The 23,271-nt window shown below is 70.1% G+C and carries 23 protein-coding genes; 8 read left to right on the top strand and 15 right to left on the bottom strand.

Annotation, left to right across the window (positions count from 1 at the left end; translation table 11 throughout):
* The first annotated feature begins 99 nt into the window (after positions 1-99).
* Positions 100-768, top strand: coding sequence for a metal-dependent transcriptional regulator (locus tag ABZ824_RS03505; protein WP_356962439.1), 669 nt, complete (start codon positions 100-102; stop codon positions 766-768).
* Between the two features lie 272 nt (positions 769-1,040).
* Here ABZ824_RS03505 and ABZ824_RS03500 read toward each other — a convergent pair whose 3' ends face one another.
* Both ABZ824_RS03500 and ABZ824_RS03495 read right to left on the bottom strand, forming a co-directional pair.
* A complete protein-coding gene (locus tag ABZ824_RS03500; RefSeq protein WP_356961425.1) occupies positions 1,041-2,123 on the bottom strand; it encodes a tartrate dehydrogenase in 1,083 nt (360 codons plus the stop codon).
* Between the two features lie 10 nt (positions 2,124-2,133).
* Positions 2,134-3,606: an NAD-dependent succinate-semialdehyde dehydrogenase gene (locus ABZ824_RS03495; RefSeq protein ID WP_356961423.1), complete on the bottom strand. Its 1,473-nt coding sequence runs from the start codon at positions 3,604-3,606 to the stop codon at positions 2,134-2,136.
* 134 nt (positions 3,607-3,740) lie between these two features.
* Here ABZ824_RS03495 and ABZ824_RS03490 point away from each other — a divergent pair, with 134 nt between their 5' ends.
* Together ABZ824_RS03490 and ABZ824_RS03485 are read left to right on the top strand one after the other, a co-directional pair.
* Positions 3,741-4,982: an aminotransferase class III-fold pyridoxal phosphate-dependent enzyme gene (locus tag ABZ824_RS03490; protein ID WP_356961421.1), complete on the top strand. Its 1,242-nt coding sequence runs from the start codon at positions 3,741-3,743 to the stop codon at positions 4,980-4,982.
* A gap of 59 nt (positions 4,983-5,041) precedes the next feature.
* On the top strand, positions 5,042-5,536 hold the full coding sequence (locus tag ABZ824_RS03485) for a DUF3830 family protein (RefSeq protein ID WP_355070114.1): 495 nt from the start codon (positions 5,042-5,044) through the stop codon (positions 5,534-5,536).
* 47 nt (positions 5,537-5,583) lie between these two features.
* Here the strand turns inward: ABZ824_RS03485 and ABZ824_RS03480 are convergent, their stop codons facing one another.
* On the bottom strand, positions 5,584-6,984 hold the full coding sequence (locus ABZ824_RS03480; protein WP_356961419.1) for an amidase: 1,401 nt from the start codon (positions 6,982-6,984) through the stop codon (positions 5,584-5,586).
* 12 nt (positions 6,985-6,996) lie between these two features.
* Positions 6,997-7,962, bottom strand: a complete 966-nt coding sequence (locus tag ABZ824_RS03475) for a D-2-hydroxyacid dehydrogenase (protein WP_355070110.1) — start codon at positions 7,960-7,962, stop codon at positions 6,997-6,999.
* An 86-nt stretch (positions 7,963-8,048) separates the two neighbouring features.
* Between ABZ824_RS03475 and ABZ824_RS03470 the strand changes: the two genes are divergently transcribed.
* Genes ABZ824_RS03470 through ABZ824_RS03460 form a run of 3 tightly spaced genes read left to right on the top strand, consistent with a single transcriptional unit; the run spans position 8,049 to position 10,187 of the window.
* Positions 8,049-8,789, top strand: coding sequence for an Asp/Glu/hydantoin racemase (locus ABZ824_RS03470; protein ID WP_356961417.1), 741 nt, complete (start codon positions 8,049-8,051; stop codon positions 8,787-8,789).
* A gap of 14 nt (positions 8,790-8,803) precedes the next feature.
* Complete coding sequence (locus ABZ824_RS03465; RefSeq protein ID WP_355070106.1) at positions 8,804-9,535, top strand: maleate cis-trans isomerase; 732 nt, start codon at positions 8,804-8,806, stop codon at positions 9,533-9,535.
* Positions 9,522-10,187: a GntR family transcriptional regulator gene (locus ABZ824_RS03460; protein ID WP_355070104.1), complete on the top strand. Its 666-nt coding sequence runs from the start codon at positions 9,522-9,524 to the stop codon at positions 10,185-10,187. The genes ABZ824_RS03465 and ABZ824_RS03460 overlap by 14 nt, the downstream gene beginning before the upstream one ends.
* A 220-nt stretch (positions 10,188-10,407) precedes the next feature.
* Here ABZ824_RS03460 and truB read toward each other — a convergent pair whose 3' ends face one another.
* The 11 genes from truB to rimP all read right to left on the bottom strand — a co-directional run bounded on the left by truB (position 10,408) and on the right by rimP (position 22,039).
* Complete coding sequence (gene truB, locus ABZ824_RS03455) at positions 10,408-11,307, bottom strand: tRNA pseudouridine(55) synthase TruB (RefSeq protein ID WP_356961415.1); 900 nt, start codon at positions 11,305-11,307, stop codon at positions 10,408-10,410.
* Positions 11,307-11,975, bottom strand: a complete 669-nt coding sequence (gene npt / locus ABZ824_RS03450) for a 4'-phosphopantetheinyl transferase Npt (protein ID WP_356961413.1) — start codon at positions 11,973-11,975, stop codon at positions 11,307-11,309. Before npt ends, truB begins: the two co-directional genes overlap by 1 nt.
* A gap of 57 nt (positions 11,976-12,032) precedes the next feature.
* Entirely contained in the window at positions 12,033-12,992 is a 960-nt protein-coding gene (locus tag ABZ824_RS03445) for a metallophosphoesterase (protein ID WP_356961411.1), read from the bottom strand.
* Positions 12,993-13,050: 58 nt separating this feature from the next.
* Complete coding sequence (locus tag ABZ824_RS03440) at positions 13,051-14,343, bottom strand: MATE family efflux transporter (protein WP_356962438.1); 1,293 nt, start codon at positions 14,341-14,343, stop codon at positions 13,051-13,053.
* Positions 14,344-14,848: 505 nt separating this feature from the next.
* Entirely contained in the window at positions 14,849-15,850 is a 1,002-nt protein-coding gene (locus ABZ824_RS03435) for a bifunctional oligoribonuclease/PAP phosphatase NrnA (RefSeq protein WP_355070096.1), read from the bottom strand.
* A 13-nt stretch (positions 15,851-15,863) separates the two neighbouring features.
* A complete protein-coding gene (rbfA, locus tag ABZ824_RS03430; protein WP_355070094.1) occupies positions 15,864-16,307 on the bottom strand; it encodes a 30S ribosome-binding factor RbfA in 444 nt (147 codons plus the stop codon).
* An 88-nt stretch (positions 16,308-16,395) separates the two neighbouring features.
* Positions 16,396-16,686: a DUF503 domain-containing protein gene (locus ABZ824_RS03425; RefSeq protein ID WP_067810001.1), complete on the bottom strand. Its 291-nt coding sequence runs from the start codon at positions 16,684-16,686 to the stop codon at positions 16,396-16,398.
* Between the two features lie 74 nt (positions 16,687-16,760).
* Positions 16,761-19,787 carry a translation initiation factor IF-2 gene (gene infB / locus ABZ824_RS03420; RefSeq protein ID WP_356961409.1) on the bottom strand — a complete coding sequence of 1,009 codons (3,027 nt, stop codon included), beginning with the start codon at positions 19,785-19,787 and terminating at the stop codon, positions 16,761-16,763.
* Positions 19,788-19,893: 106 nt separating this feature from the next.
* Complete coding sequence (locus ABZ824_RS03415) at positions 19,894-20,226, bottom strand: YlxR family protein (RefSeq protein ID WP_355070089.1); 333 nt, start codon at positions 20,224-20,226, stop codon at positions 19,894-19,896.
* A gap of 122 nt (positions 20,227-20,348) precedes the next feature.
* The gene (nusA, locus tag ABZ824_RS03410; RefSeq protein WP_355070087.1) at positions 20,349-21,377 is read right to left on the bottom strand and encodes a transcription termination factor NusA; all 1,029 of its coding nucleotides are present in this window, start codon (positions 21,375-21,377) and stop codon (positions 20,349-20,351) included.
* Positions 21,374-22,039 (bottom strand): ribosome maturation factor RimP, encoded by a 666-nt coding sequence (gene rimP / locus ABZ824_RS03405; protein ID WP_355070085.1) that lies wholly within the window; start codon positions 22,037-22,039, stop codon positions 21,374-21,376. The genes nusA and rimP overlap by 4 nt, the downstream gene beginning before the upstream one ends.
* A gap of 160 nt (positions 22,040-22,199) precedes the next feature.
* Here rimP and ABZ824_RS03400 point away from each other — a divergent pair, with 160 nt between their 5' ends.
* Both ABZ824_RS03400 and ABZ824_RS03395 read left to right on the top strand, forming a co-directional pair.
* Positions 22,200-22,796 carry a hypothetical protein gene (locus tag ABZ824_RS03400; protein ID WP_356961407.1) on the top strand — a complete coding sequence of 199 codons (597 nt, stop codon included), beginning with the start codon at positions 22,200-22,202 and terminating at the stop codon, positions 22,794-22,796.
* The gene (locus ABZ824_RS03395; protein ID WP_356961405.1) at positions 22,793-23,227 is read left to right on the top strand and encodes a ferritin-like domain-containing protein; all 435 of its coding nucleotides are present in this window, start codon (positions 22,793-22,795) and stop codon (positions 23,225-23,227) included. The genes ABZ824_RS03400 and ABZ824_RS03395 overlap by 4 nt, the downstream gene beginning before the upstream one ends.
* Positions 23,228-23,271 lie beyond the last annotated feature (44 nt).

Raw genomic sequence — 23,271 nt, 5'->3', positions numbered from 1 at the left:
CCTAAGCTCGGGTATGTGCCAGGTAAACGAGATATCGCCACTCGACGCGAGTTGGCCGACGCCCCGGCGCCGGGCGATGCGCACGGCGGTACCGCGACCATCGCGCCTGTGCTCTCCTCGGTCGCCCAGGACTACCTGAAGGTCATCTGGACGGCGCGGGAGTGGTCGCAGGAGAAGGTGACCACCAAGTTGCTCGCCGAACGGATCGGCGTATCGGCCTCGACCGTGTCCGAAGCCGTCCGCAAGCTCGCCGACCAAGGGTTGGTCGAGCACGCCCGCTACGGCGCGATCGCCCTCACCCCGGAGGGCCGCCGAGCCGCCGTCGCGATGGTGCGCAGGCATCGGCTCATCGAGACCTTCCTGGTGAACGAGCTCGGCTACGGCTGGGACGAGGTGCACGACGAAGCCGAGGTGCTCGAGCACGCGGTCTCCGAGCTGCTGATGGCCCGGATCGACGCCAAACTCGGATACCCCGATCGCGATCCGCACGGCGACCCGATCCCGTCGGTGGACGGCGCGGTGCCCACCCCGCCCGCGCGCCAGCTCAGCGACTTCCATGCCGGTGAATCCGGCCGGGTCGCGCGCATCTCCGACGCCGATCCCGACATGCTGCGCTACTTCGACTCGGTCGGCATCGCCCTGGACACCGCCATCGCCGTCGTCGAACGCCGCGACTTCGCGGGCACCATCGCCATCCGCATCGGCGCCACCGAGTCACCGACCGACCTCGGGCGCCCCGCCGCCGAGGCCATCTGGCTCACCGCCTGACCGGGGCTCCACAGATCAGGCCCACTCCGCCGAACCGGCGGTAGCGGGTGCGGCGGGCAGCGTCGGGCTCGGACGCTGCCGGGCGTGCCATCGGTGCCGCACTGGGTAACGGCATGGCGCAGGACCGGGGTCACGCAGCCCTCCGCCGGCCACGCGACGACTCGAGCCCGGCGATGGATGACCACCGCGAAGCCCGGGCCCGAAAACTGGCGAAACGATCCCGCCCAGACCGCTTCCGAACACCCCCGGTTTCAAGGGTTCCGGCCGCGGGCTCAGCCCAGGTCGGCCCCGAGGGCGGGACGCACCAACTCGGCCGCGCGGGTAGCGATGGCGTCGCCCAGTTCGTCGGTGGTCGAGGTGCCACCGAGGTCCGGGGTGCGGACCTCCCCCGCGGCGAGCACGTCGCACACCGCTCGGTCCACCGCGGCCGCCGCGGCGGACTCGCCGAGATGATCCAGCAGCATCGCGCCCGCGAGGACCTGCGCGACGGGGTTCGCGATGCCCTGACCGGCGATGTCGGGCGCGCTGCCGTGCACCGCCTCGAACATCGAGGGCCCGGTGCGCTCGGGGTTGACGTTGCCCGACGGCGCCAAGCCGAGCCCGCCGGTCACCGCGGCGGCGAGGTCGGAGAGGATGTCGCCGAACAGGTTCGAGCCCACGATCACGTCCAGCCGGTCCGGGTGCAGCACGATTTCGGCGGCCAGCGCGTCGACGTGCATCTGCCGCGTCCGCACCTGGGGATACTCGGTCGCGACGCGTTCGAACACACTGTCCCAGTAGGGCATCGAATGGATGAGCCCGTTCGACTTGGTCGCCGAGCACAATCGCCCGGATCGCTCGGCGGCCCGCTCGAAGGCGTAGCGGATGATTCGCTCGCATCCGGTGCGGGTGAACACCGATTCCTGGAGCACGAATTCGTCGGGGCGGCCCTCGTTGTGGATGCCGCCGATCCGCGAGTACTCGCCCTCGGAGTTCTCCCGCACGATGAGGATGTCCAGATCGTCGGCGGTCCGGCCGCGCAGTGCCGATTCCGTGCCGGGCAGCAGGCGCACCGGGCGCAGGTTGACGTACTGACCGAAGGCGCGGCGCAGCGGGATCAGCAGGCCCCACAGCGAAACATGGTCGGGCACACCGGGAAAGCCGACAGCGCCGAGCAGGATCGCGTCGAAGCCCGCGAGCCGCTGCGCGCCGTCCGGCGGCATCATGGCGCCCGTGCGCACGTAGTTCTCGCACGACCAGTCGAATTCGGTCCATGCCAGACCGGGCAGCACGGCGTCGAGCACACGTACCGCCGCCGCGGTGACGTCGACTCCGATCCCGTCACCCGGGATGGTGGCGATGCGGTACTCGCTCACTGGCACTCCTTCACAGTCGCACTCCGATGTACTTGGTCTCCAGGAATTCGTCGATCCCGGTCAGCCCGCCCTCGCGTCCGAGCCCGGATTCCTTGACGCCGCCGAAGGGCGCGGCCGGATTCGACACCACGCCCTGGTTGAGGCCGACCATCCCGGTTTCCAGCGCCTCGCACACCCGCAGTCCGCGCCGGAGATTCTCGGTGAACACGTAGCTCACCAGCCCGTAGGGAGTGTCGTTGGCCCGGCGCACGGCTTCGTCCTCGGTGTCGAAGACGCCGATCGCGGCGACCGGTCCGAAGATCTCGGTGTGGCACAACTCGGCGTCGTCGGGGACGTCGACCAGGACGGTCGCGGGATAGAAAGTGCCCGGTCCGTCCCAGGCCGCCCCTCCGGTGAGCACCCCGGCCCCACGGGCGCGGGCGTCGTCGACCAAGCGCTGCACCTTGGCGACGGCCTCGGTATCGATCAGCGGGCCGACCACGACGTCCGGCTCGGTGCCCCGGCCCATCGGCAGGGCAGCCAGCCGCTCGGCGAGCCTGCGCGCGAAGACCTCGGCGACGCCGCGCTGAACCAGAATCCGATTGGCGGCGGTGCACGCCTGACCGATGTTGCGCATCTTCGCCGCCACCGTGCCCTCGACCGCCTCGTCGAGATCCGCGTCGTCGAAAACCAGCAGCGGCGCGTTGCCGCCCAGTTCCATCGAGGTGCGCATCACCGTCTGCGCGCACTGCGCGAGCAACTGCTTGCCGACCGCCGTCGAGCCAGTGAACGACAGCTTGCGCGAGCGGTCGTCGAGGATCAGCGGAGTCATCACCGCGGCGGGATCCGCCGTCGTGACGACGTTGACCACCCCGGCGGGCAACCCGGCGTCCGCCAGCACCTGAGCCAGCGCCAGCATCGAAAGCGGCGTCTGCTCCGCGGGTTTCACGACGCAGGTGCAGCCCGCGGCGAGCGCGGGCGCGATCTTGCGCGCGCCCATGGCGACGGGAAAGTTCCATGGCGTGATGAGCAGGCTCGGACCGACCGGCTGCCGGGCCACCAGAAAACGCGAGCCGCCGGTCGGCGCGGGCATGTACCCGCCGTCCAGGCGGACGGCTTCCTCGGCGAACCAGCGGAAGAACTCCGCGGCATAGGCGATCTCACCGCGCGCCTCGGCCAGCGGCTTGCCCATTTCGAGCGTCGCGATCAGCCCGAGGCGGTCGGTGTCGGCCAGCAACGCGCGATGCACGCGCATCAGCAGATCGCTGCGCTCGCGCGGCGCGGTGGCTGCCCAGTCGGCCTGCGCCGCGCACGCCGCGTCCAGCGCCGCGCGACCGTCGTCCGGGTTCGCGTCGGCTACTTCGCACAGCAGTCCACCCGTCGACGGATCGAAGACCGGCAGCGTGCGGGTCGTCGCCCGCCACTGCCCCTGGATGAACAAGCCGCGCGGCACCGTGTCGATCGCGGCGCGTTCGGGCGCGCTCAGCGCGCTTTCGGTGAGCATGGTCGGTGGCTCCTTTCGGCAGCGCGCAGCGTCCGGCCATTGCTGCGACCCGTGCGGCCATGTTATGCATATTGTCGACAATCCGACAATAGACAATGGCCCTCCATCCCACCCGCACCGGGAGGCGAACCACCATGACCGAGCTCTCGCCCATCCTGAAACAGGCCACTCCGGTGACCGTCGACCACGGCGCGGGGTGCTACCTCTACGGCACCGACGGACGCCGCTACCTGGACTTCACCGCCGGCATCGGCGTGACCAGCACCGGCCACTGCCATCCGAAAGTGGTCGCCGCCGCGCAGGCACAGGTCGCTTCGCTGATCCACGGCCAGTACACGACCGTGCTGCATCGGCCGCTGCTGGAGCTGACCGAACGGCTCGGCGCGGTGCTTCCGGAAGGACTGGACACGCTGTTCTTCGCGAACTCCGGCAGTGAGGCGGTCGAGGCCGCACTGCGACTGGTGCGCCAGGCCACCGGGCGGCCGAACGTCGTCGTCTTCCACGGCGGTTTCCACGGCCGCACCGTGGCCGCCGCGACCATGACCACCTCGGGCACCCGCTTCTCGGCCGGGTTCAGCCCGCTCATGCCGGGCGTGCACGTCGCGCCCTTCCCCACCGCCTACCGCTATGGCTGGAGCGAGCGGGAGGCCACCGCCTTCGCACTGCGCGAACTCGACTACTTGTTCGCCACGCTCACCTCGCCCGCCGAGACCGCCGCGTTCATCGTGGAGCCGGTGCTCGGTGAGGGCGGTTACGTCCCCGGCAACACCGAGTTCTTCCACGGGCTGCGCGAACGCGCCGACCGGCACGGCATCCTGCTGGTCTTCGACGAGATCCAGACCGGTTTCGGCCGCACCGGGAAGTTCTTCGGGCATCAGCACTTCGGCGTCCGGCCCGACGTGATCACCATCGCGAAGGGCCTGGCGAGCGGCTTTCCCCTGTCCGGCATCGCGGCGCCGCGCGAACTGATGGCGCGGGCGTGGCCGGGTTCGCAGGGCGGCACCTACGGTGGCAACGCGGTGGCGTGCGCGGCGGCGATCGCCACGCTCGACGTGATCGAATCCGAAGGGCTGGTGGACAACGCGGCCACCCGAGGGGCGCAACTGCTGCGCGGTATGCGCGAGAGCGCCACCAAGGCGATCGGCGACGTCCGCGGCCTCGGACTGCTCGTGGGCGCCGAGTTCACCACGGCCACCGGCGAGCCCGACACGGCCACCGCCGCGGCCGCCCAGCGCGCGGCGGTGGACAAGGGACTGCTGCTGTTGACCTGCGGCGCGCACATGAACGTGGTGCGGATGATTCCGCCGCTGATCGTGACCGATACTCAGATCGAGGACGCTCTGGCGATCTGGTCCGAGGTGCTCGCCGAGTTGTAGCGCGCACCCCACCCGTCCGCAGTGCCCGCCCGGCGGGCCCGATCAGGAAGCAGGACCGCATGGCCCGCTACATCACCATCACGCTCACCAAAGCCGCGGTGACCTGCCGCGCCCGTTTGCTGGACGAGGAAGCGCCGCAGACCTGCGCCGCGGTGTGGAACGCGCTGCCGCTGGAAGGCGACGCCTTCCACGCCAAGTACGCCCGTAACGAGGTGTACACCCTGCTCCCGCGCATCGGCGCGGCCCCGCATCGGGAGAATCCGACGGTCACGCCCATCCCCGGCGATGTGTGCCTGTTCGACTTCGAGCCGTGGGAGATCGGCAATCCGGCCTACGGCTACGAGCCCGGTTCCGCGGCCGAGCACGAGCGCGGGGCGACCGATCTCGCGCTGTTCTACGGCCGCAACAATCTGCTGATCAACGGCGACCTCGGGTGGGTGCCGGGCAATGTGTTCGCCACCATCGAGGAGGGGCTCGCCGAGATGGCCGCGGCCTGCAACACGCTGTGGTTGCACGGTGTGCAGGGCGAGACGCTCGCCTTCGCCCGCGCCTGAGCGACGGTGACGAGTGGCCCCGCGGTCTTCCGCGGGGCCATTCGCGTTCAGGAAGCCAGCACGAATTCGGCGTAGCGGGCTACCGCGAGGATCAGATCGTCGGAGTGGCGCGGGCCGATGATCTGCAACCCGACCGGTAGACCCGCGCGGGTCGTGCCCGCCGGGATGCTGATCGCGGGTTGCTGGGTCATATTGAACGGGTAGGTGAACGGCGTCCATTCCGGCCAGCTGTGCAGGCCGCTGCCCGGTGGCACGTCGTGTCCCGCTTCGAACGCGGGAATCGGCACCGTCGGAGTGATCAGAATGTCGTAGTCGTTGTGGAAGGCGCCCATGGTGATGCCGATCTGGGCCGCGACGTTGCGCGCGTCGAGATACTCGACGGCGGTGACGGTTTCACCGCGCTCCCAGACCGCGCGCAGGCCCGGGTCCACCCGTTCGCGCGTACCTTCCGGGTACCCGGACAGCATGGTGGCCGCGCCGGCCGCCCACAGCAGCTCGAACGCCTCGCGCGGATCGGCGAATCCGGGATCGGCGGCACTCACCTGGAGTTCGGCGTCGGCCAGCCGGGTCACCGCCGCTTCCACGATCGCGGCGACCTCGGGGTCGACCGTGGCGTAGCCGAGCGCAGGTGAGTACGCCACGCGCAATCCCCGCACATCGCGCTGCATTTCGGCGCGGAAGGCGGTGAGCGTGGGAGCCAGCGCGGTGGGATCGCGCGGATCCGGCAGCGACAGGATGTCCATCAGCAGCGCCGCGTCCTCGACGGTGCGCGTCATCGGTCCCGCATGCGCCAGCGGACCGAACGGGCTGGCCGGGAACAGCGGAATCCGGCCGTAGGTGGGCTTGAACCCGACGATGCCGCAGAAGGCGGCCGGAATGCGCACGCTGCCACCGCCGTCCGTGCCCACCGACACCGGGCCCATGCCCGCGGCGACGGCCGCGGCGCTGCCGCCGGAGGAGCCGCCCGCGGTGGTGGACGGGTCGGCCGGATTCCGCGTGACACCCGCCAGCGGACTGTCGGTGACCGCCTTCCACGCGACCTCCGGGGTGGTGGTCTTGCCGAGGAAGACCATCCCGTCCTCGCGCAGCCGCGCGGCCACCGGACTGTCCACCAGCCAAGGTCCCGCCGGGTCGATGGACGTGGAGCCGCGCCGGGTTGGCCAGCCCTCGGTCAGGAAGACGTCCTTGATCGAGATCGGCACGCCGTCGAGCAGCCCTCTGGCATGACCGGACTGCCAGCGCGCCTCGGAGTCCTTCGCCTGCACCAGCGCGCGATCGGGATCGACCAGACAGAAGGCGTTGAGCGCGCCGTCGCGATCGGCGATCGCGCGCAGGATCGCCTCGGTCGCCTCGACGGGCGACAGCGCGCCCGCCGCGTAGGCCGAGACCAGCTCGACCGCGGTCATGGCGGTCGGGTCGGTGGGTTGGTTCTTGTCGGGGTAGCTCATGGATGGGCTCCTTCAGCCGGGCACGTACCCCAGCCTTTTGTCGACCACGTTGTCCAGCGGACGTCCGGCGATCCAGTTGTCGAAGTTCTCGGTGAACGCGTCGACGATCTCGGTGCGCCATCCGATGAAGTCACCGGAGTTGTGCGGGGTGATCCGGACGTTCGGCAGTTCCCACAGAGGGTGATCGGCGGGGAGCGGCTCGGGGTCCACCACATCGAGCGCCGCCGCGGCGATCGATCCGGTGCGCAGCGCGGCGACGAGATCGTCGGTCACAACGAGTTCCCCGCGGCCGACGTTGACAAACCTGGCGTGCGGCTTCATCGCGGCGAAGGCGGCGGCGTCGAACATGTTCCTGGTCCGCTCGGTGAGCGGAGCGATCGCGACGACGTAATCGGCGCGGGCCAGTTCGGCGTGCAGATCGGTGGTGACCTCGCCGAAATCCGGGTCCGCCGCGCGCTCCCGCCTGCCGACGGCGCGCACGGTCATGCCGACCGCGCGCAGCAATCGGGCGATATGACGCCCGATCGAGCCGGTGCCCACGATCAGCGCCGTCGACCCCGCGACCCGTTCGGATTCCCGATGCCGCCACTCGTGCCGTTGTTGCAGCAGCAACGAACCGGACAGGTCCTTGGCGAAACCGAGAATCTGCCCGAGCACGTACTCGGCGATCGCGGCGTCGAAGACGCCTCTGGTGTTGGTCACGACCACGTCACTGGCCCGCAGTTCGGGAAACATCGCCGGATCGACGCCGGTGGATCCCATGTGCACCCAGCGCAGCCGGTCGGCGGCATGCCAGGCGCCGGGCAGCGCCCGGGTGCGAAAGTCGTAGACGAACAAGATCTCCGCTCCGCGCAGGGCGTTCGCCAACCCGGGCGCCTCGGTGTACCGGATGGTGGCGCGGCCTGCTACTCGGTCCATTCGTTCGTCGTCGGGCACACTGTCACTGTGCAGGACGACGACAATCGGGCCCTGTTCCACATTGACACACTAAGATCACATCGTATGATTGTCAACAATCCGATCGTGTTCGGAGGTCGTCCCGGCTGAGCGCGAGAGGGGCCGTAGTGGATTTGAGCTTTCCCGACCTCGAAGGGCCCGTTGCACAACGGGGTATCGGGATCATCGCACCGTTCGACCTCGCCCTCGAACGAGAGCTCTGGCGCTGGGCGCCTCTGGAGGTGAGTCTGCACCTGGCCCGTACCCCCTACGAACCGGTTCCGGTGTCGCTGGAGATGGCCGAATTGGTCTCCGACGCGGCGCATCTCACCGCGGCCACCCGCAACGTCCTGCACGTGGAACCCGAAGTCGTGGCCTACCTGTGCACATCGGGCAGTTTCATCAAAGGCCTCGCCTACGAGAAGTCGTTGCGCGACACCATCTGCCGTGCCGGGGCGCTGGACGCGGTCACCACCTCGGGCGCGTTGCTCGAAGCGATCCGCCATCTGGACCTCACCCGGATCTCGGTACTGACCCCGTACGACGAGATCCTCACCCACCGGCTGCACGAGTTCCTCGCCGAAGCCGGCTGCACGGTGGTCCGCTCCGATCACCTCGGGCTCGGCGGCGGCATCTGGAAGGTCAGCTATCGCACGATCGCCGAACGCATCGTCGGCGCCGACGACCCCGAGGCCCAGGCCGTCTTCGTCAGCTGTACCAACCTGCCCACGTACGACGTGATCGAGCCGCTGGAGAAAGCCCTCGGCAAGCCGGTGCTCACCGCCAACCAACTCACCATGTGGGCATGTCTCGGCCGGATGAAGCTCCCGATGATGGGCCCGGGCAAGTGGCTGCTCAACGTTTTCTGAAGGAAGAACATCACATGCACGCACCCACCGTCGGTTTCATCTACCCCGACCACGCGGCCGAGGACGACTACCCGCTCGCGGCGGCAGCGCTCGGCGCGCACCTTCCGGTGGCCCACATCTACGGCACCGATCTGCACGCCGTCCCCGAACTGCTCGAACTGGGCAGCCCGGAGAAATTGCGCCTCGGCGCCTCACTGCTCGCCCGGCACCGCCCCGACGCGATCGTCTGGGCCTGCACGTCGGGCAGTTTCGTCTACGGACCCGAGGGCGCGCGCGATCAGGTGCGCGCACTGGCCGAGGTCGCGGGCGTCCCGGCGACAAGCACCAGCATCGCGTTCGCCGACGCCGTGCACACGCTGGGACTGCGCACCGTCGCGGTCGCCGCCAGCTATCCCGACGAGGTCGCCCGGCTGTTCGTGGAGTTCCTCGCCGACGCGCGCATCGACGTCGTCTCGATGTCCAGCGCGGGGATCGACACCGCCGCCGAGGTCGGCACCCTCACCCCGGCCCAGGTGCTGCGGCTGGCGGCGGACAACGACCATCCCGACGCGGAGGCGCTGCTCATCCCCGACACCGCGATGCACACCGTGGCGGTGCTGCCGGACCTGGAGGCTACGCTGGGCAAACCGGTGCTGACGGCCAATCAGGTCACGATCTGGGCAGGGCTGCGGCTGGCCGGCGCCGAGCCGGTCGTTCCCGGATTCGGGACCTTGTTCGCGGAAAGGCAGATCGATGTCCGTCGTTGATTTCGAGCCGGTGAACCGGCAGTCGACCGCGGAGATGATCGCAGATCGGCTCCGCGAGGCGATCATGCGCGGCAGTCTCGCGCCAGGGTCGCAGCTCGGCGAGGCCGACCTCGCGGCGCGGTTCGCGGTCTCGCGCGGTCCGGTGCGCGAGGCGATGCAGCGCTTGGTGTCCGAGGGTCTGCTGCGCAGCATCCGCCACCGCGGCATCTTCGTCATCGAACTGAGCCTCGACGACGTCGTCGACATCTACCGGGCCAGGACGGCACTGGAGGGCGGCGCACTGGAGCTGATCCTGGACGGTCGCCGCCCGATCGCCTACGAGGCGCTCGGTCCCAGCGTCGAGGAGATGATCGCGTGCGCCGAACGCGGCGACGCGGTCGGCGTGTCGGAGGCCGACCAGGCCTTCCACGAGGCGCTGGTGGAGAGTGCGGCCAGTCCGCGGCTGGTACGCGCGGCTCGCACCTTGCTGATCGAGACGCGCATGTGCTTGGGCGCCTTGCAGACGACCTATCCGGACCTACGGGAACAGTCCCGCGAACACATCGGCCTGCGCGACGCGATCGGCGCAGGCGACCCCGCGCGCGCCCGCGCTCTGCTCGTCGAGCACATGGACGACGCCGTGCAACGCCTCCGGCACCAGATCGGCTCCTGAACGCCGACTCACCGCGACCCGCTACCCGGCCACGGCCGCCGCAGGCGACTTTCCTGCGCGAATTTCCTTGCAGCGGTGGTTATGCGATGAACGCCCTCGGCGGGCCGGAGCTGGTCACGGAAATCAGCAGACGAGGCTCGAATCCTGCGGCACGGGCAGGTGCGAGCATTGCACAGTGCCGAGCGAGCGCCGCGAGGTGGCCAACCACTATCGCCCGGGATCAGAGATTGGCGGGGCGGACGACCATCACCGAGGACGCGCGATTACCGGATTCCCGGAGCAGGGCGATAGCGCGGCCTTCCGGATTGATGGCGGCGTAGACGCCGGGCATTCCGGCCGGAGCGAGCCAGCGTCCGTTGCGCAGATCGTCGGCCTGCTTGTCATCGATGTCGCGGCGCGGGAACGCCGTTCGCACCGCGGCATCGATATCGAGGCTCAGTGGCGGCACGCCGGACTCAGCGGCGGCGGCCAGATCGTCCAAGGTGCGTGCATGCTCGAGCGTGAACGGCCCGACGCTGGTGCGGCGCAACGCGGTCAAGTGGCCGCCGACGCCGAGCCCGGCGCCCAGGTCTCTGGCCAGCGCGCGCACGTAGGTACCCGAGGAACATTCGACCACCACGTCCAGGTCGACGAAATCGCCGACATCGCGCCGCGCGAGCACGTCGAACCGCGACACCGTGACCGGGCGGGCGGCCAACTGCACGTCCTCGCCCGCACGGTGGCGGGCATAGGCACGTTCGCCGTTCACCTTGATCGCGCTGACGGTGGCGGGCACCTGCTCGATGTTCCCGGTCAGTTCGGCTGTGCGCGTGGCGATGTCGGCGTCGGCGAGATGACCGGCCGGTGTCATGGCCAGCACCTCGCCCTCGGCGTCGTCGGTGCTGGTCGCCTGTCCCAGCCGGATGGTCGCGGTGTACGCCTTGGTGGTCAGGGTGAGCAGGCCGAGCAGTTTGGTCGCGCGTTCCACGCCGAGCACCAGCACACCGGTCGCCATCGGATCGAGCGTGCCCGCGTGGCCGATCTTCTTGGTGCGCAGCAGCTTCCGGCATTTCGCGACGACGTCGTGACTGGTCCAGCCACCGGCCTTGTCGATGACGAGCAGCCCGCCGAGTCCGTCCATCAGACGTGCGCGATCGCGGTCAGGATGTACCCGTCGGTGATCAGCCAACGACCGTCGAACGCGATCAGCGGCGTGCCGCCGTCGGTGGTCTGCCCCGGCACCAGCAGTTCGGTATGGAAGCTGCCGCGCCCGGAAGCGGCGGAGCTGTCCTCGATCTCGAACGTGATGTGCGCGTCCTCGAAGCCGAGCCAGCGCAGCGTCAGCGGGAACCACGCCTTATAGGTGGCCTCTTTGGCGCAGAACAGCAACCGGTCCAGGTGCAATTCGGACTCGGTGGTCTTCAGCCATTCCCGCTCCGGCGGCAGGCTGACCGAGTCCAGTACGCCGTCCGGCAGGGTGGCGTGCGGCTCGGCGTCGATGCCGATGGAACGGAACCGCAGTTTGTGACCGAGCGCGGCGGCCTGGTAGCCGTCGCAGTGGGTCAGGCTGCCGACGATTCCGCGCGGCCACACCGGAGCGCCGCGCTCGCCCTTGCCGATCGCGACCGGCTGCTCACCGAGTTGCGTGAGCGCAAGGCGGGCGCAATGCCGCGCGCCGATGAAGTCACGGCGCCGCTTCTCCACCGACTTGGCGATGAGATGCTCCTCCGCCGGATGCGGCCGCAGATCCTCCGGGTACGCCAGCAACTCGGCCGAGGCCACACTCGCGGGCAGAATGTTCTCGATCATCACCGACGAGCGTAGTCGAGCCGCACCGGGTGGGATCGCAGCGCCATGTGCGTGGGACTACGCCAGCCCGCGCCGCTGCTGCGCTTTGCTGCGCATCTCCGCGGCGGCGGCTTCCATCTCGGGAGTCACCTGGAAGTGTCCGCCCCACTTGTTCAGCGTGCCCGGCGGATACTGCGGGGTCGGCAGGATCTGGCGCAGCAATCGCTCGGGCAGGCCGCGGCGCTGCCACTCGCGCGGGTAGCCGAGCGAGACCTCCTCGAATCGGACGCCGTCGTAGTGCGAGGTCCGCGGGATGTGCAGGTGACCGTAGACCGAGCAGACCACGTTGTAGCGGGTGTGCCAGTCCGCGGTGAGTTCGGTGCCGCACCACAGCGCGAACTCCGGGTAGAACAGCACGTCGGTCGGCTGCCGCACCAGCGGGAAATGGTTGATCAGGACGATCGGGGTGCCCGGGGCGAGCGCGTCGAGCTTGCGCTTGGTCACCTGTACCCGGGCGTGGCACCACGCGTCCCTGGTCAGGTACGGATCGGGCGAGAGCAGGAATTCGTCGGTGGCCACCACGTTGCGCTCACGCGCGATCGCCAGACCCTCCGCTTTGGTGGTGGCTCCTTCCGGCAGGAACGAGTAGTCGTACAACAGGAACATCGGAACCAGCGTGACCGCTCCGCCGTGCTCTTCCGCGCCCGCGCCCTGCCACACCGGAAACGGATCCTCCGGCGTCAACACATCCAGGTCGCGGCAGATCGACACCAGGTAGTCGTAGCGCGCCACCCCGACCATCTGCACCGGGTCCTTGGCCGTCGTCCACAGCTCGTGATTGCCCGGCACCCAGATCACCTTGGCGAACCGGCGGCGCAGCAGCTCCAGCGCCCACCGGATGTCCTCGGTCTTCTCCCCCACGTCGCCGGCCACGATGAGCCAGTCCTCCGGCGAGTCCGCCTTGATCTGCTCGACGACCGGCCGATTCCCCTGGTGCCCGACATGAATGTCGCTCACCGCCATCAACTTGGGTATCACCACACCTACCTTGGCACATCGTTTCGGATTCGCGCGCACCGGCCGAGCCGGGTGTCGCTCACCTCGGTACTTCGGCGCCGACCAGGGCCCACCGGCCCGACAGCGCCCGCCCCGCGACGGCGATCAGCCGCAACAGCATGAACGCGGCGAGGCCGGACCAGATTCCGGCGACGCCCCAGTCGAAGGCCAGCGACAACCAGATAGCGGGCAGGAAGCCGAGCAGGGCCGCTCCGAGCGTGGTGGTGCGCAGGTAGGCCGCGTCACCGGCTCCGAGCAGGACGCCGTCGAGCGCGAAGACGATGCCCGCCACCGGAATGAGCGCGACGAAGAACCACCACACCACGTGCGCGCGCTCCAGCACGTCCGGGTCATCGGTGAACAGCGCGGGGATCGCCACCGCCCCCGCCGCGAAGCAGGCGGCGAGCCCGAGGCTGAAGATCTCCGACCAGCGGGTCACGCGCCGGGCGATCCCTCGGGCGCCGGTGGCATCACCCGCGCCCAGAGCCGCGCCCGTGAGCGTCTGCGCGGCGATGGCCAGCGCGTCCAGGGCGAGCGCCAGGAAGTTCCACAGTTGCAGCACCAACTGGTGGGCCGCCACCGACGCGGCGCCGAAACGCGCGGCGACGGCAGCCGCCGAGACGAAGCACGCCTGGAAGGCGAAACTGCGGACGATCAGGTCGCGTCCGAGGACGAGCTGGGCACGCATCACCGACCAATGCGGCGCGAGGGAAACCTCCTCGCGGATCAGCGCGTTCAGGAACAGGACCGCGGTGACGATCTGACCCGCCACGTTCGCCGCGGCCGAGCCCGGCAGACCCAGGCGCGGTGCGCCGAACAGTCCGTGCACCAGCGCCGGGCAGAGCACCGCCGACACCCCGAGTCCGGCGACGACGTAGACCAACGGCCTGCGCGTCTCCTGGACGCCACGCAGCCACCCGTTCCCCGCCATGGAGATCAGGATCAGCGGCACGCCGAACAGCGCGATCCGCACCCAGTCCAGCGCCTGCGCCGCGATGTCCCCACTGCCCGCGACGGCGCTGGTCACCGGCACGGCGAACGCTTGGACCAGCAGCAGGATCGCGACGCCGACGGCCACCGCGATCCACGTGGCCTGCACGCCCTCGGCGACGGCTCCTTGATGGTCGCCCGCGCCGTGACGGCGCGCCGAGCGCGCGGTGGTGCCATAGGACAGGAAGGTCAGCTGCGAACTCGTCTGCGCGAGGATCAACCCGCCCACGGCGAGCCCGGCCAGCGCGAGCGCGCCGAGCCTGCCGACCACGGCCAGGTCGAACAACAGGTAGATCGGTTCGGCGACCAGCACACCGAGGGTGGGCAACGCGAGGCCGAGAATGCGTTTGGGCCCGGCGGCGGCGGCCCGGTCGACGGTTTCCGGCTCGCTCGCGCGCAGGACCGGGTCACCGATATCCGCCCCACTACAACCCTGCGCGCTCACGAACACCTCCCCCGCATGTCGTCCTTCGAGACCACCGTCGTTGCGATCCGGCTCCCACCTTGGCACGGCCCACCGACAAACTCGGCGGCGTCCGGCTCCGGTCGCGGAGAGGGTCGCATCACCGGTGATTCCGGATGTGTGGCACGACGCCGAACCAGGCTCGGATGGCGAGGCGGGCGAACCGGCTCGACTTCCAGCGCCACTCGACAGGCAAACGCCCGCAGGGCACCGGGCACGAACGCGGGGCGCCCCGCACACGCCGAGAGTGCGCCGCATCCGCACACCGCCCCGGTCGATCCGCGGACCCGTCCGGACGAAGAATTCGGCCTCAGCACTCGAAAACCCGTCGGACCGGGACGTTTTGGTGAGAGCCGACCCGGCATTCGCCGATGATCGAACACGATCATCCGAGCGCGGTCAGCAGCGCGCCGATCAGGTCCTCGGGCGCGCCGTGTGCGGTGTACCCGGCGGCGAAGCGATGCCCACCACCACCCAGTGTCGTGGCCACCTCTGCGACGTCCACCCCGTCGCCCGCACACGCTCCGCTGTCCCGTGAGCGCAGCGATACCGTCCACCGATCCGGCACCACACGAGATTGCTTGAACACCGCGGCGATTCCCGCTTCGGCGGTCGTGCGCACGATGTCTATGACGCTCTCGACTTCCTCCGAACGCACATCGTCGATGTCGTCGCGCCGCACGAACGCGTACACCAATCCGACGCCGCCGCGCGCCTCCGGGACGAGCTGCGCCGTCCCGAGCACCCGCGCCAACATGGGCAGCCATCCGAACGGGTGCGTGTCCATCAAGGTGCGGGCGATATGCGCGCCGTCGATTCCGGTGGCCAGCAGCCGCTCTGCCAGTTCGTGGGTACCCGGCCGCACCCACCGGAACGAACCCGTGTCGGTGACCAGACCGGCATACAGGCAATGCGCCACGTCCGCATCGATCGGCACACCCCACGCGTCGAGCAGTCGCGCGATCAGGCTCGTGGTGGACTCCGCGGCGGGATCGACCACGTTGATCGCTCCGAACCGCGTGTTCGACCGATGGTGATCGATCACCAGTGTCGTTGCGGCATCGGACAATCGGTCGGCGAGCGCACCGAGCCTGCCCGCGCTGCCGCAGTCGACCGCGACCAGCAGGTCGACCTCGGCGCGCACTTCGGCGGGCGCAACCAGGTGCCTTACGCCGGGCAGCGACCGCATCGATACGGGCAATTCCGCCGGCTCGGCGAACGACACCTGCACCGGGACGCCGCGCCGGTGCAGCACCAGCGCCAGCGCCAGACCACTTCCTATGGTGTCCGCATCGGGCTGCACATGGCAGACGATGGTCACCGAGCGCGCGGCGTCGAGCGCCGCCACGGCCGTGTCCAAGCCGGCCGTTTCTCGCATCGTCGTCATCGACTACCGCATGTCACTCGTCGGCGTCGCGTTCGATCTTGTAGGGGTCGGCGTCGCCCGCGGGCCTGGCGGTGGCGGCCACCTTGGCGACCTCGTCGTCCGCGGCCCGCGCCCTGGCGAGCAGTTCCTCCATCTGCCGTGCCGCGTCGGGCACGGTGTCCAGTACGAATGCCAGCGTCGGGGTGAACTTCACCCCGGTTCCCGCGCCCACCTTGGAGCGCAGAACTCCCTTGGCCTTCTCCAGTCCGGCCGCCGCACCGTCGTAATCCGGTTCGGCGTCGAGGGTTTCACCCATCACGGTGTAGTACACCGTCGCCTCCCGGAGATCGCCGGTGACCTTGGCGTCGGTCACGGTCACGAAACGCAGCCGCGGGTCCTTCACCTCGTATTCGATCGCGGTCGCGACGATCGAGGAGATCCGCTTGGCGAGTCGGCGTGCCCTGGCTTGATCCACCATGGCCGTTTCCTCCTCACTATCAACTCTGTTCGATGGCGGTCGGAGCGTGGCTCGCGGCCGCCACCCGAGCTCCGTCGCTGCGCCGCGGTCAGTCCTCGGGCCCGAAGATTCGGCGGCGCACCGCCAGCAACTGTAACTCCGGACGGGCCGCGACGTGCCGTTCACATTTGTCCAGCACCTCGGTCAGATGATCCATGCCCGCACTGACCATGGCCACGCCCAGCAGCGAACGACGGTATAGATCGTGTTCCCCGCCTTCGGCGGCACTCACACCGAAACGCTGCAATTCGGCCAGGATCGGCCGGATCACCGAGCGCTTCTGTTTCAGTGAATGCACATCGCCGAGCAGCAGGTCGAACTCCAGTGCACCCAGGTACACCCACACCCTCCCCAGTCAGGAAGACCCGCCGGGCGCCGCGCACTTCGCGCGGCGCCCGGACTCGTCTCGGTCTATCAGTCGCGCGGCTTCTCGCGCAGCTCGTAGGCCTCGATGATGTCGCCTTCCTTGATGTCGGAGTAGGTGACCGTCATACCGCATTCGAAGCCCTCGCGGACCTCGGTGACGTCGTCCTTCTCCCGGCGCAGCGACGAGATCGACATCGTCTCGGCGATCACCACGTTGTCCCGGAGCAGGCGCGCCTTGGCGTTGCGCTTGACCGAGCCCGACGTGACCATGCAACCGGCGATGTTGCCGATCTTCGACGAACGGAAGATCGCCCTGATCTCGGCCCGCCCCAGCTCGACCTCTTCGTAGATCGGCTTGAGCATGCCCTTGAGGGCCTTCTCGATCTCATCGATGGCCTGGTAGATCACCGAGTAGTACCGGATGTCGACGCCCTCGCGGTTGGCCAGCTCGGTCGCCTTGCCCTCGGCGCGGACGTTGAATCCGATGATGATCGCGTTCGACGCCGAAGCGAGGTTGACGTTGGTCTCGGTGACGCCACCGACGCCGCGGTCGATCACCCGCAGCCGCACCTCGTCGCCCACCTGGATCCCGAGCAGCGCCTCTTCGAGGGCCTCGACCGTACCCGAGTTGTCGCCCTTGAGGATCAGGTTCAGCTCGCTGGTTTCCTTCAGCGCGGCATCCAGATCTTCCAGGCTGATCCGCTTGCGACTGCGTGCGGCCAGCGCGTTGCGCTTGCGCGCGTTGCGCCGATCGGCGATCTGCCGGGCGATCCGGTCCTCGTCGACCACGAGCAGGTTGTCACCCGCGCCGGGCACCGACGTGAAGCCGATGACCTGAACCGGCCGCGACGGCAGCGCCGCCTCGACGTCGTCGCCGTGCTCGTCGACCATCCGGCGCACCCGGCCGTAGGCGTCTCCCGCCACGATCGAGTCGCCGACCCGCAGGGTGCCGCGCTGGATGAGCACGGTCGCCACCGGGCCGCGGCCACGGTCGAGGTGCGCCTCGATGGCCACACCCTGCGCGTCCATGTCCGGGTTGGCCCGCAGGTCCAGCGCCGCGTCCGCGGTCAGCAGGACCGCCTCGAGCAGCGCATCGATGTTGATGTTCTGCCTGGCGGAGATGTCGACGAACATGGTCTCGCCGCCGTATTCCTCGGCGACCAGGCCGTACTCGGTGAGCTGCTGACGCACCTTCTGCGGGTTGGCGCCTTCCTTGTCGATCTTGTTGACCGCCACGACGATCGGCACGTCGGCCGCTTGCGCGTGGTTGATCGCCTCCACCGTCTGCGGCATGACGCCGTCGTCGGCGGCGACCACCAGGATCGCGATGTCGGTGGCCTTCGCACCACGGGCGCGCATGGCGGTGAACGCCTCGTGACCCGGGGTGTCGATGAAGGTGATCAGCCGGTCCTCGTCGCCGAGGTGGGTGAGCACCTGGTAGGCGCCGATGTGCTGGGTGATGCCGCCTGCCTCGCCCTCGCGGACGTTCGCCTTGCGGATGGTGTCCAGCAAGCGGGTCTTACCGTGGTCGACGTGACCCATGACGGTCACCACCGGCGGACGCTGTTCGAGGTCTTCCTCGCCGCCCTCGTCCTCGCCGTAGGTGAGGTCGAACGACTCCAGCAGCTCGCGGTCCTCGTCCTCGGGGCTGACCACGTGGACGACGTAGTTCATCTCGCTGCCCAGCAGCTCGAGGGTCTCGTCGTTCACCGACTGGGTCGCGGTGACCATCTCACCGAGGTTGAACAGGGCCTGCACCAGCGCGGCCGGGTTCGCATCGATCTTCTCGGCGAAGTCCGACAGCGACGCGCCGCGAGCGAGCCGGATGATCTCGCCGTTGCCGCGCGGCAGCCGCACGCCGCCGACGGCGGGCGCCTGCATCGAGTCGTACTCTTGCCGCTTCTGCCGCTTCGACTTGCGGCCACGCCGGGGCGCGCCACCGGGACGGCCGAACGCGCCTGCCGCACCACCGCGGCCACCGGGACCGCCAGGACGACCGCCGCCGCCACCGCCGCCACCGGGACGACCGCGGAAGCCACCGGCCGCACCACCGGCACCGGGCGCACCCGCACCGGCACCGGGAGCGCCGCCACCGCCACCGCGGTAGCCACCGCCACCGCCGCCACCGGGACGACCGGCACCGGCGCCACCGGGACGACCGGGACGACCCGCACCGGGGCCTCCGGCGCCGCCGGGACGCGCCGCACGCGACGGCATCGCGCCGGGATTCGGACGAGGCGGCATCGAGCCGGGGCTCGGCCGCGGTCCGCCGGGACGCGGACCACCAGGGCCGGGCGCCGGACGCGGGCCACCCTGAGCGGGGCCGGGACGCGGACCGCCCTGCGACGGACCGGGACGCGGGCCACCCTGAGCGGGGCCGGGACGCGGTCCACCCTGGGACGGGCCGGGACGCGGGCCACCCTGACCGGGGGCCGGACGCGGCGCGGGACGCTCGGGAGCCGACGAATAGGGGTTGTTACCGACGCGCGGGGTCTTCGGCCCAGGACGCGGGCCGGGAGCCGCGCCACCCGGGCGATGTCCACCCTGGCCGGGGCCGCCGGGACGCTGCTGCTGCTGCCCGGGGCGCGGGCCGCCCGGCGTCGGACGCGGACCGGCCGGGGCGGGCGCGGAACTCGCGCTCGCGCCCGAAGCCGCGGCGGCCTGCGGGTTGATCGATTCCCGGGCGGCGGGCTTGGGCGCCGGGGCCGGTCCGGGACGCGCGGCGGGGCCCGGCTTCACGGCCGGGGATTCACCGGTACGCGCGGCCGGGGCCGCGGTCTCCTGCGCGGTGGGCGCCGGAGTGGGCGCCGACGGACGGGGACCTGGACGCGGGCCTCCGCCCGCGGGCTTGGGGGCCGGACGACCGGACGGTCCGGGGCGTGCACCCGGCTTGTTGCCGTTGGACGGAGCGGATTTCGCCGCGAACGACTCACGCAGCCGGCGGGCGACGGGAGCTTCCACCGTCGAGGACGCCGACTTCACGAACTCGCCCTGCTCCTTGAGCGTTGCGAGTAGTTCCTTGCTCGTGACACCGAGTTCTTTTGCCAACTCGTGCACGCGGGCCTTGCCTGCCACTGCTCTCCTCACTGAGAGGCCGAGCAGCGCCACCGTTGGGGACGGCGGCCCGCACGACCTCGGGTTATCTCCGATGGACGTTCATCGTTGGTACTTCACGGTGTGCTCATGAGTGCTCGTGCCTGTTCTCGAGGTAATGCTCCAGGGCTGAGATATCCAGATGTCCGGACACTCGTAGTGCTCTGCCGATCGCTCGGCGCCGCTCTGCCGCGCGCAGACAAGCCGAAAGGGGGTGCAGCCAGGCACCCCGTCCGGGAAGTCTGCGCCGCGGATCGGGAACGATCTCGATGACGTGGGAGCCGTCTCCGGTCTCACGGTCCCGAGCCACGATCCGCAACAGATCGACGGCCAGCTCGCGCTTCCGGCACCCGATACACGTCCGTACCGGAGCCGCTCGGCGCCGGGGCGCCTGGTGCTGCTCGGTGGTGCGGTCGGGCATGGAAACCGAAGACTCGGACTGAACCTTGGACCACTCTACCGCTGCCACGCTCGGAACGCCGAACCCCTCCCCCGCGGAAGTTACGAACCTGTCATCCCGAGCACTCCGCGGGCGGGCTCCGGTCAACTGCGATGCGCCTCCGTCCGAACGGATCCGCCCATGTCGGGCGCGGCGTCGCTGCGGATATCGATGCGCCAGCCGGTCAGCCGCGCGGCCAGGCGGGCGTTCTGCCCCTCCTTGCCGATCGCCAGGGAAAGCTGGAAATCGGGGACCACTACGCGGGCCGCCCTTGCCTCCGGGTCGACGATAGTGACCGAAACCACTTTCGACGGCGAGAGCGCATTGCCGACGAAGGTCGCCGGATCGTCGGCGTAGTCGATGATGTCGATCTTCTCGCCGGCCAGTTCGCTCATCACGTTGCGCACGCGCTGTCCCATGGGCCCGATACAGGCGCCCTTGGCGTTGACGCCGGGCACCGTGGTGCGCACGGCGATCTTGGATCGGTGCCCCGCCTCGCGCGCCACGGCGACGATCTCCACCGAGCCGTCGGCGATCTCCGGCACCTCCAGCGCGAACAGGCGCCGCACCAGATTCGGGTGGGTGCGCGACAGCGTGATCTGCGGTCCACGCGGCCCACGGGAGACCCCGACGACGTAGCACTTGATCCGGTCGCCGTGCTCGTAGGTCTCGCCGGGCACCTGCTCGGCGGGCGGGATCAAGCCCTCCGCGCCGTGCAGTTCGCTGCCGATGCGCACCACGATGGTGCCGCGGGCGTTGGCGCGCGCGTCGCGCTGCACCACACCGCCGACGATGTCGCCCTCGTGGGTGGAGAACTCGCCGAAGGACTTCTCGTTCTCCGCGTCGCGCAGCCGCTGCAGTACGACCTGCCTGGCGGTGGTCGCCGCGATCCGGCCGAACCCCTCCGGGGTGTCGTCCCATTCGGAGATCACGTTCCCGTCGGCGTCCACCTCGCGCGCCATCACCCGGACCACGCCGGTCCTCTGGTTGATGTCGATGCGCGCGTTGGGCTGATGGCCCTCGGTGTGGCGGTACGCGGTGAGCAGCGCCGACTCGATCGCGGAGATCACGGTCTCGATCGAGATCCCCTTGTCGGCGACGATCGCGCGCAGGGCTTCGATTTCGATGTTCATTCCACGATCCCTTCGGTCGGCGAATCGGACGCTGTTACGGATTCGGACAGTGCATTCGGTGTTCCTCGGAGCTGCGCGGCGTCCTCGACCGCCACCGCGTCGTCCGCACCCGGAGCGGGCCGCCCCGGAACGACTCCGCCCGTGAGTTCCAGCTCTCGAGCACTCGGCGGGGAGAACTCGACTTGGACGACGGCCGTGGCGATGTCGGCGAGCGGGACCGTCACCCGGTGCGGGTCGCGTTTGCCGCCGAGCACCAGCGCCACCGAATCACCGGTGAGCGCGCCGACCCTGGCCTCGAAGGTCGCCGACCCCTCCGGCGGCTGTGCGCCTTCGCGTAGTCGCACGCGCACCTTCCGCCCGCGCGCCCGACGCCAGTGCCGGTCGGCGGTCAACGGGCGGTCGATCCCGGGGGTCGTGACTTCCAGCAGGTAGGGCGTCTCGCCGAACTCCCCCGCGTCGTCCAGCAGCGCCGACAGCTCCGTACTCAGAGTCGCCAGGGAGTCCAGATCGGAGGTGTCGCGGTCCACGGTCACCTGCACCCGAGCCTGCGCGTCCACGCGCGTGCCCGCCGTCGAGATCTCGACGCCCTCGAGATCGAATCCTCGGCGTTCGACGAGACCAGCTACTAGCTGGCTCACCCTTTCCTCGGTCGGCATCGGCATGTGGGCGGCTCCTGGTTCAGTTGTGACGCGGCGGGAAATTTCTCTACCGAAGGTCTAGCGTAACGCGCCACGAGAGTGTAAAGGACCAGCGGTCTCGGAGTCCGCACGCCACGGCCGATGCTCGTCCGGCGACGCCCCGCGAGTCTGGCACGATAGTGCCGTGCCCATCCGCCTTCCCGCCCCGCCGCGTGCCGGGCGCACTACCGGCATGCCCTCCGACCGGCACGAGCCCCGCCGCGCCGCCCTGGATCGTCGCAGCGCGCTACGTCTCGCCGGCGGCGGAACGGCCGGGGTGATCGCCCTCGGCGCGCTGGTCGGCTGCACCGGTGACGACGTGGTCCACGAGCCGGATCCGCTTGCCGCACAAGAGGTCGCGGCCCGCTCCGACGCCGCGGCGGCGACCGCGGCCATCGCCGTCGCGCCCGACCGGCACGCCGCGTTGGCGGCGATCGCGGCCGAGCGCACCGCCCACGCCGACGCCTTGCGCACCGAGATCGACCGCGCGATCGGCGTCTACGCCGACGGCACCAAACCGGCGCACCGCACCCGCGCCGGTGCGTCCGGCCCGTCGGCCGTGGCTTCGGGCAGCGCCGTGCCGCCCACCGTGCCGCCGAGCGTCGAGACGCTGCGCACGCAGCTCACCGCCTCCCAGAAATCGGCGGCCGAACTCGCCCGCGCCCTGACCGGCTATCGGGCCGGTCTGCTCGCTTCGATCAGCGCGGCCTGCGCGGTGCAGACGGGGGTGTTGCTGGCATGACCGAGGACGAACGCCGAGCGCTCATCGGCGCGCTGAACGCCGAATACGGCGCGGTGTACGCCTACGGGGTGATCGCCGCCTACGCCTCCTCCGAGCGCACCAGGCTGGTCGCCGAGCACACCGCCGCGCACCGGGCTCGCCGCGACACCACGGTGGACGCCCTCGCTCTGGGCGGCGCGACGGTGCCGCCGCCGGACGCGGCCTACACGGTGCCGTTCGCCGTGACCGATCCGATCTCGGCCGCCAAGCTGGCCGTGACGGTCGAGTCCGACACCGCCGTGGCCTGGCGGTCGGTGGTCGAGCGCGGTGACTCCATGGCCATCCGGCGCACCGGTGTCGAAGCGCTCACCGAGGCCGCCGTCCGGCTGGCCGCGTGGCAGTCGATTCTCGGCGCGAATCCGCCCACGGTGGCGTTTCCTGGCAAAGCCTGACCCGTCGACCTGGTCGACTGCCCGAGATCTGATGCGCCGCAGAG

Origin of the sequence: Nocardia sp. NPDC047038, from assembly GCF_040644075.1 — a bacterium.
Classification (GTDB): Bacteria; Actinomycetota; Actinomycetes; order Mycobacteriales; family Mycobacteriaceae; genus Nocardia; species Nocardia sichangensis.
Note: the sequence above shows the minus strand (reverse complement) of the source record. Positions and strands in the feature narration are given on the sequence as shown.

Excerpts from the sequence above, each read along its gene's own strand:
- ABZ824_RS03435 (WP_355070096.1), bottom strand. The coding sequence starts at position 15,850 with ATGACGACGATGCGAGAAACGGCCGGCTTGGACACGGCCGTGGCGGCG.
- ABZ824_RS03465 (WP_355070106.1), top strand. The coding sequence starts at position 8,804 with ATGCACGCACCCACCGTCGGTTTCATCTACCCCGACCACGCGGCCGAG.
- ABZ824_RS03415 (WP_355070089.1), bottom strand. The coding sequence starts at position 20,226 with ATGCCCGACCGCACCACCGAGCAGCACCAGGCGCCCCGGCGCCGAGCG.
- ABZ824_RS03460 (WP_355070104.1), top strand. The coding sequence starts at position 9,522 with ATGTCCGTCGTTGATTTCGAGCCGGTGAACCGGCAGTCGACCGCGGAG.
- ABZ824_RS03480 (WP_356961419.1), bottom strand. The coding sequence starts at position 6,984 with ATGAGCTACCCCGACAAGAACCAACCCACCGACCCGACCGCCATGACC.
- ABZ824_RS03395 (WP_356961405.1), top strand. The coding sequence starts at position 22,793 with ATGACCGAGGACGAACGCCGAGCGCTCATCGGCGCGCTGAACGCCGAA.
- truB (WP_356961415.1), bottom strand. The coding sequence starts at position 11,307 with ATGGACGGACTCGGCGGGCTGCTCGTCATCGACAAGGCCGGTGGCTGG.
- rbfA (WP_355070094.1), bottom strand. The coding sequence starts at position 16,307 with ATGGTGGATCAAGCCAGGGCACGCCGACTCGCCAAGCGGATCTCCTCG.
- rimP (WP_355070085.1), bottom strand. The coding sequence starts at position 22,039 with ATGCCGATGCCGACCGAGGAAAGGGTGAGCCAGCTAGTAGCTGGTCTC.
- npt (WP_356961413.1), bottom strand. The coding sequence starts at position 11,975 with ATGATCGAGAACATTCTGCCCGCGAGTGTGGCCTCGGCCGAGTTGCTG.
- nusA (WP_355070087.1), bottom strand. The coding sequence starts at position 21,377 with ATGAACATCGAAATCGAAGCCCTGCGCGCGATCGTCGCCGACAAGGGG.
- ABZ824_RS03490 (WP_356961421.1), top strand. The coding sequence starts at position 3,741 with ATGACCGAGCTCTCGCCCATCCTGAAACAGGCCACTCCGGTGACCGTC.
- ABZ824_RS03495 (WP_356961423.1), bottom strand. The coding sequence starts at position 3,606 with ATGCTCACCGAAAGCGCGCTGAGCGCGCCCGAACGCGCCGCGATCGAC.
- ABZ824_RS03485 (WP_355070114.1), top strand. The coding sequence starts at position 5,042 with ATGGCCCGCTACATCACCATCACGCTCACCAAAGCCGCGGTGACCTGC.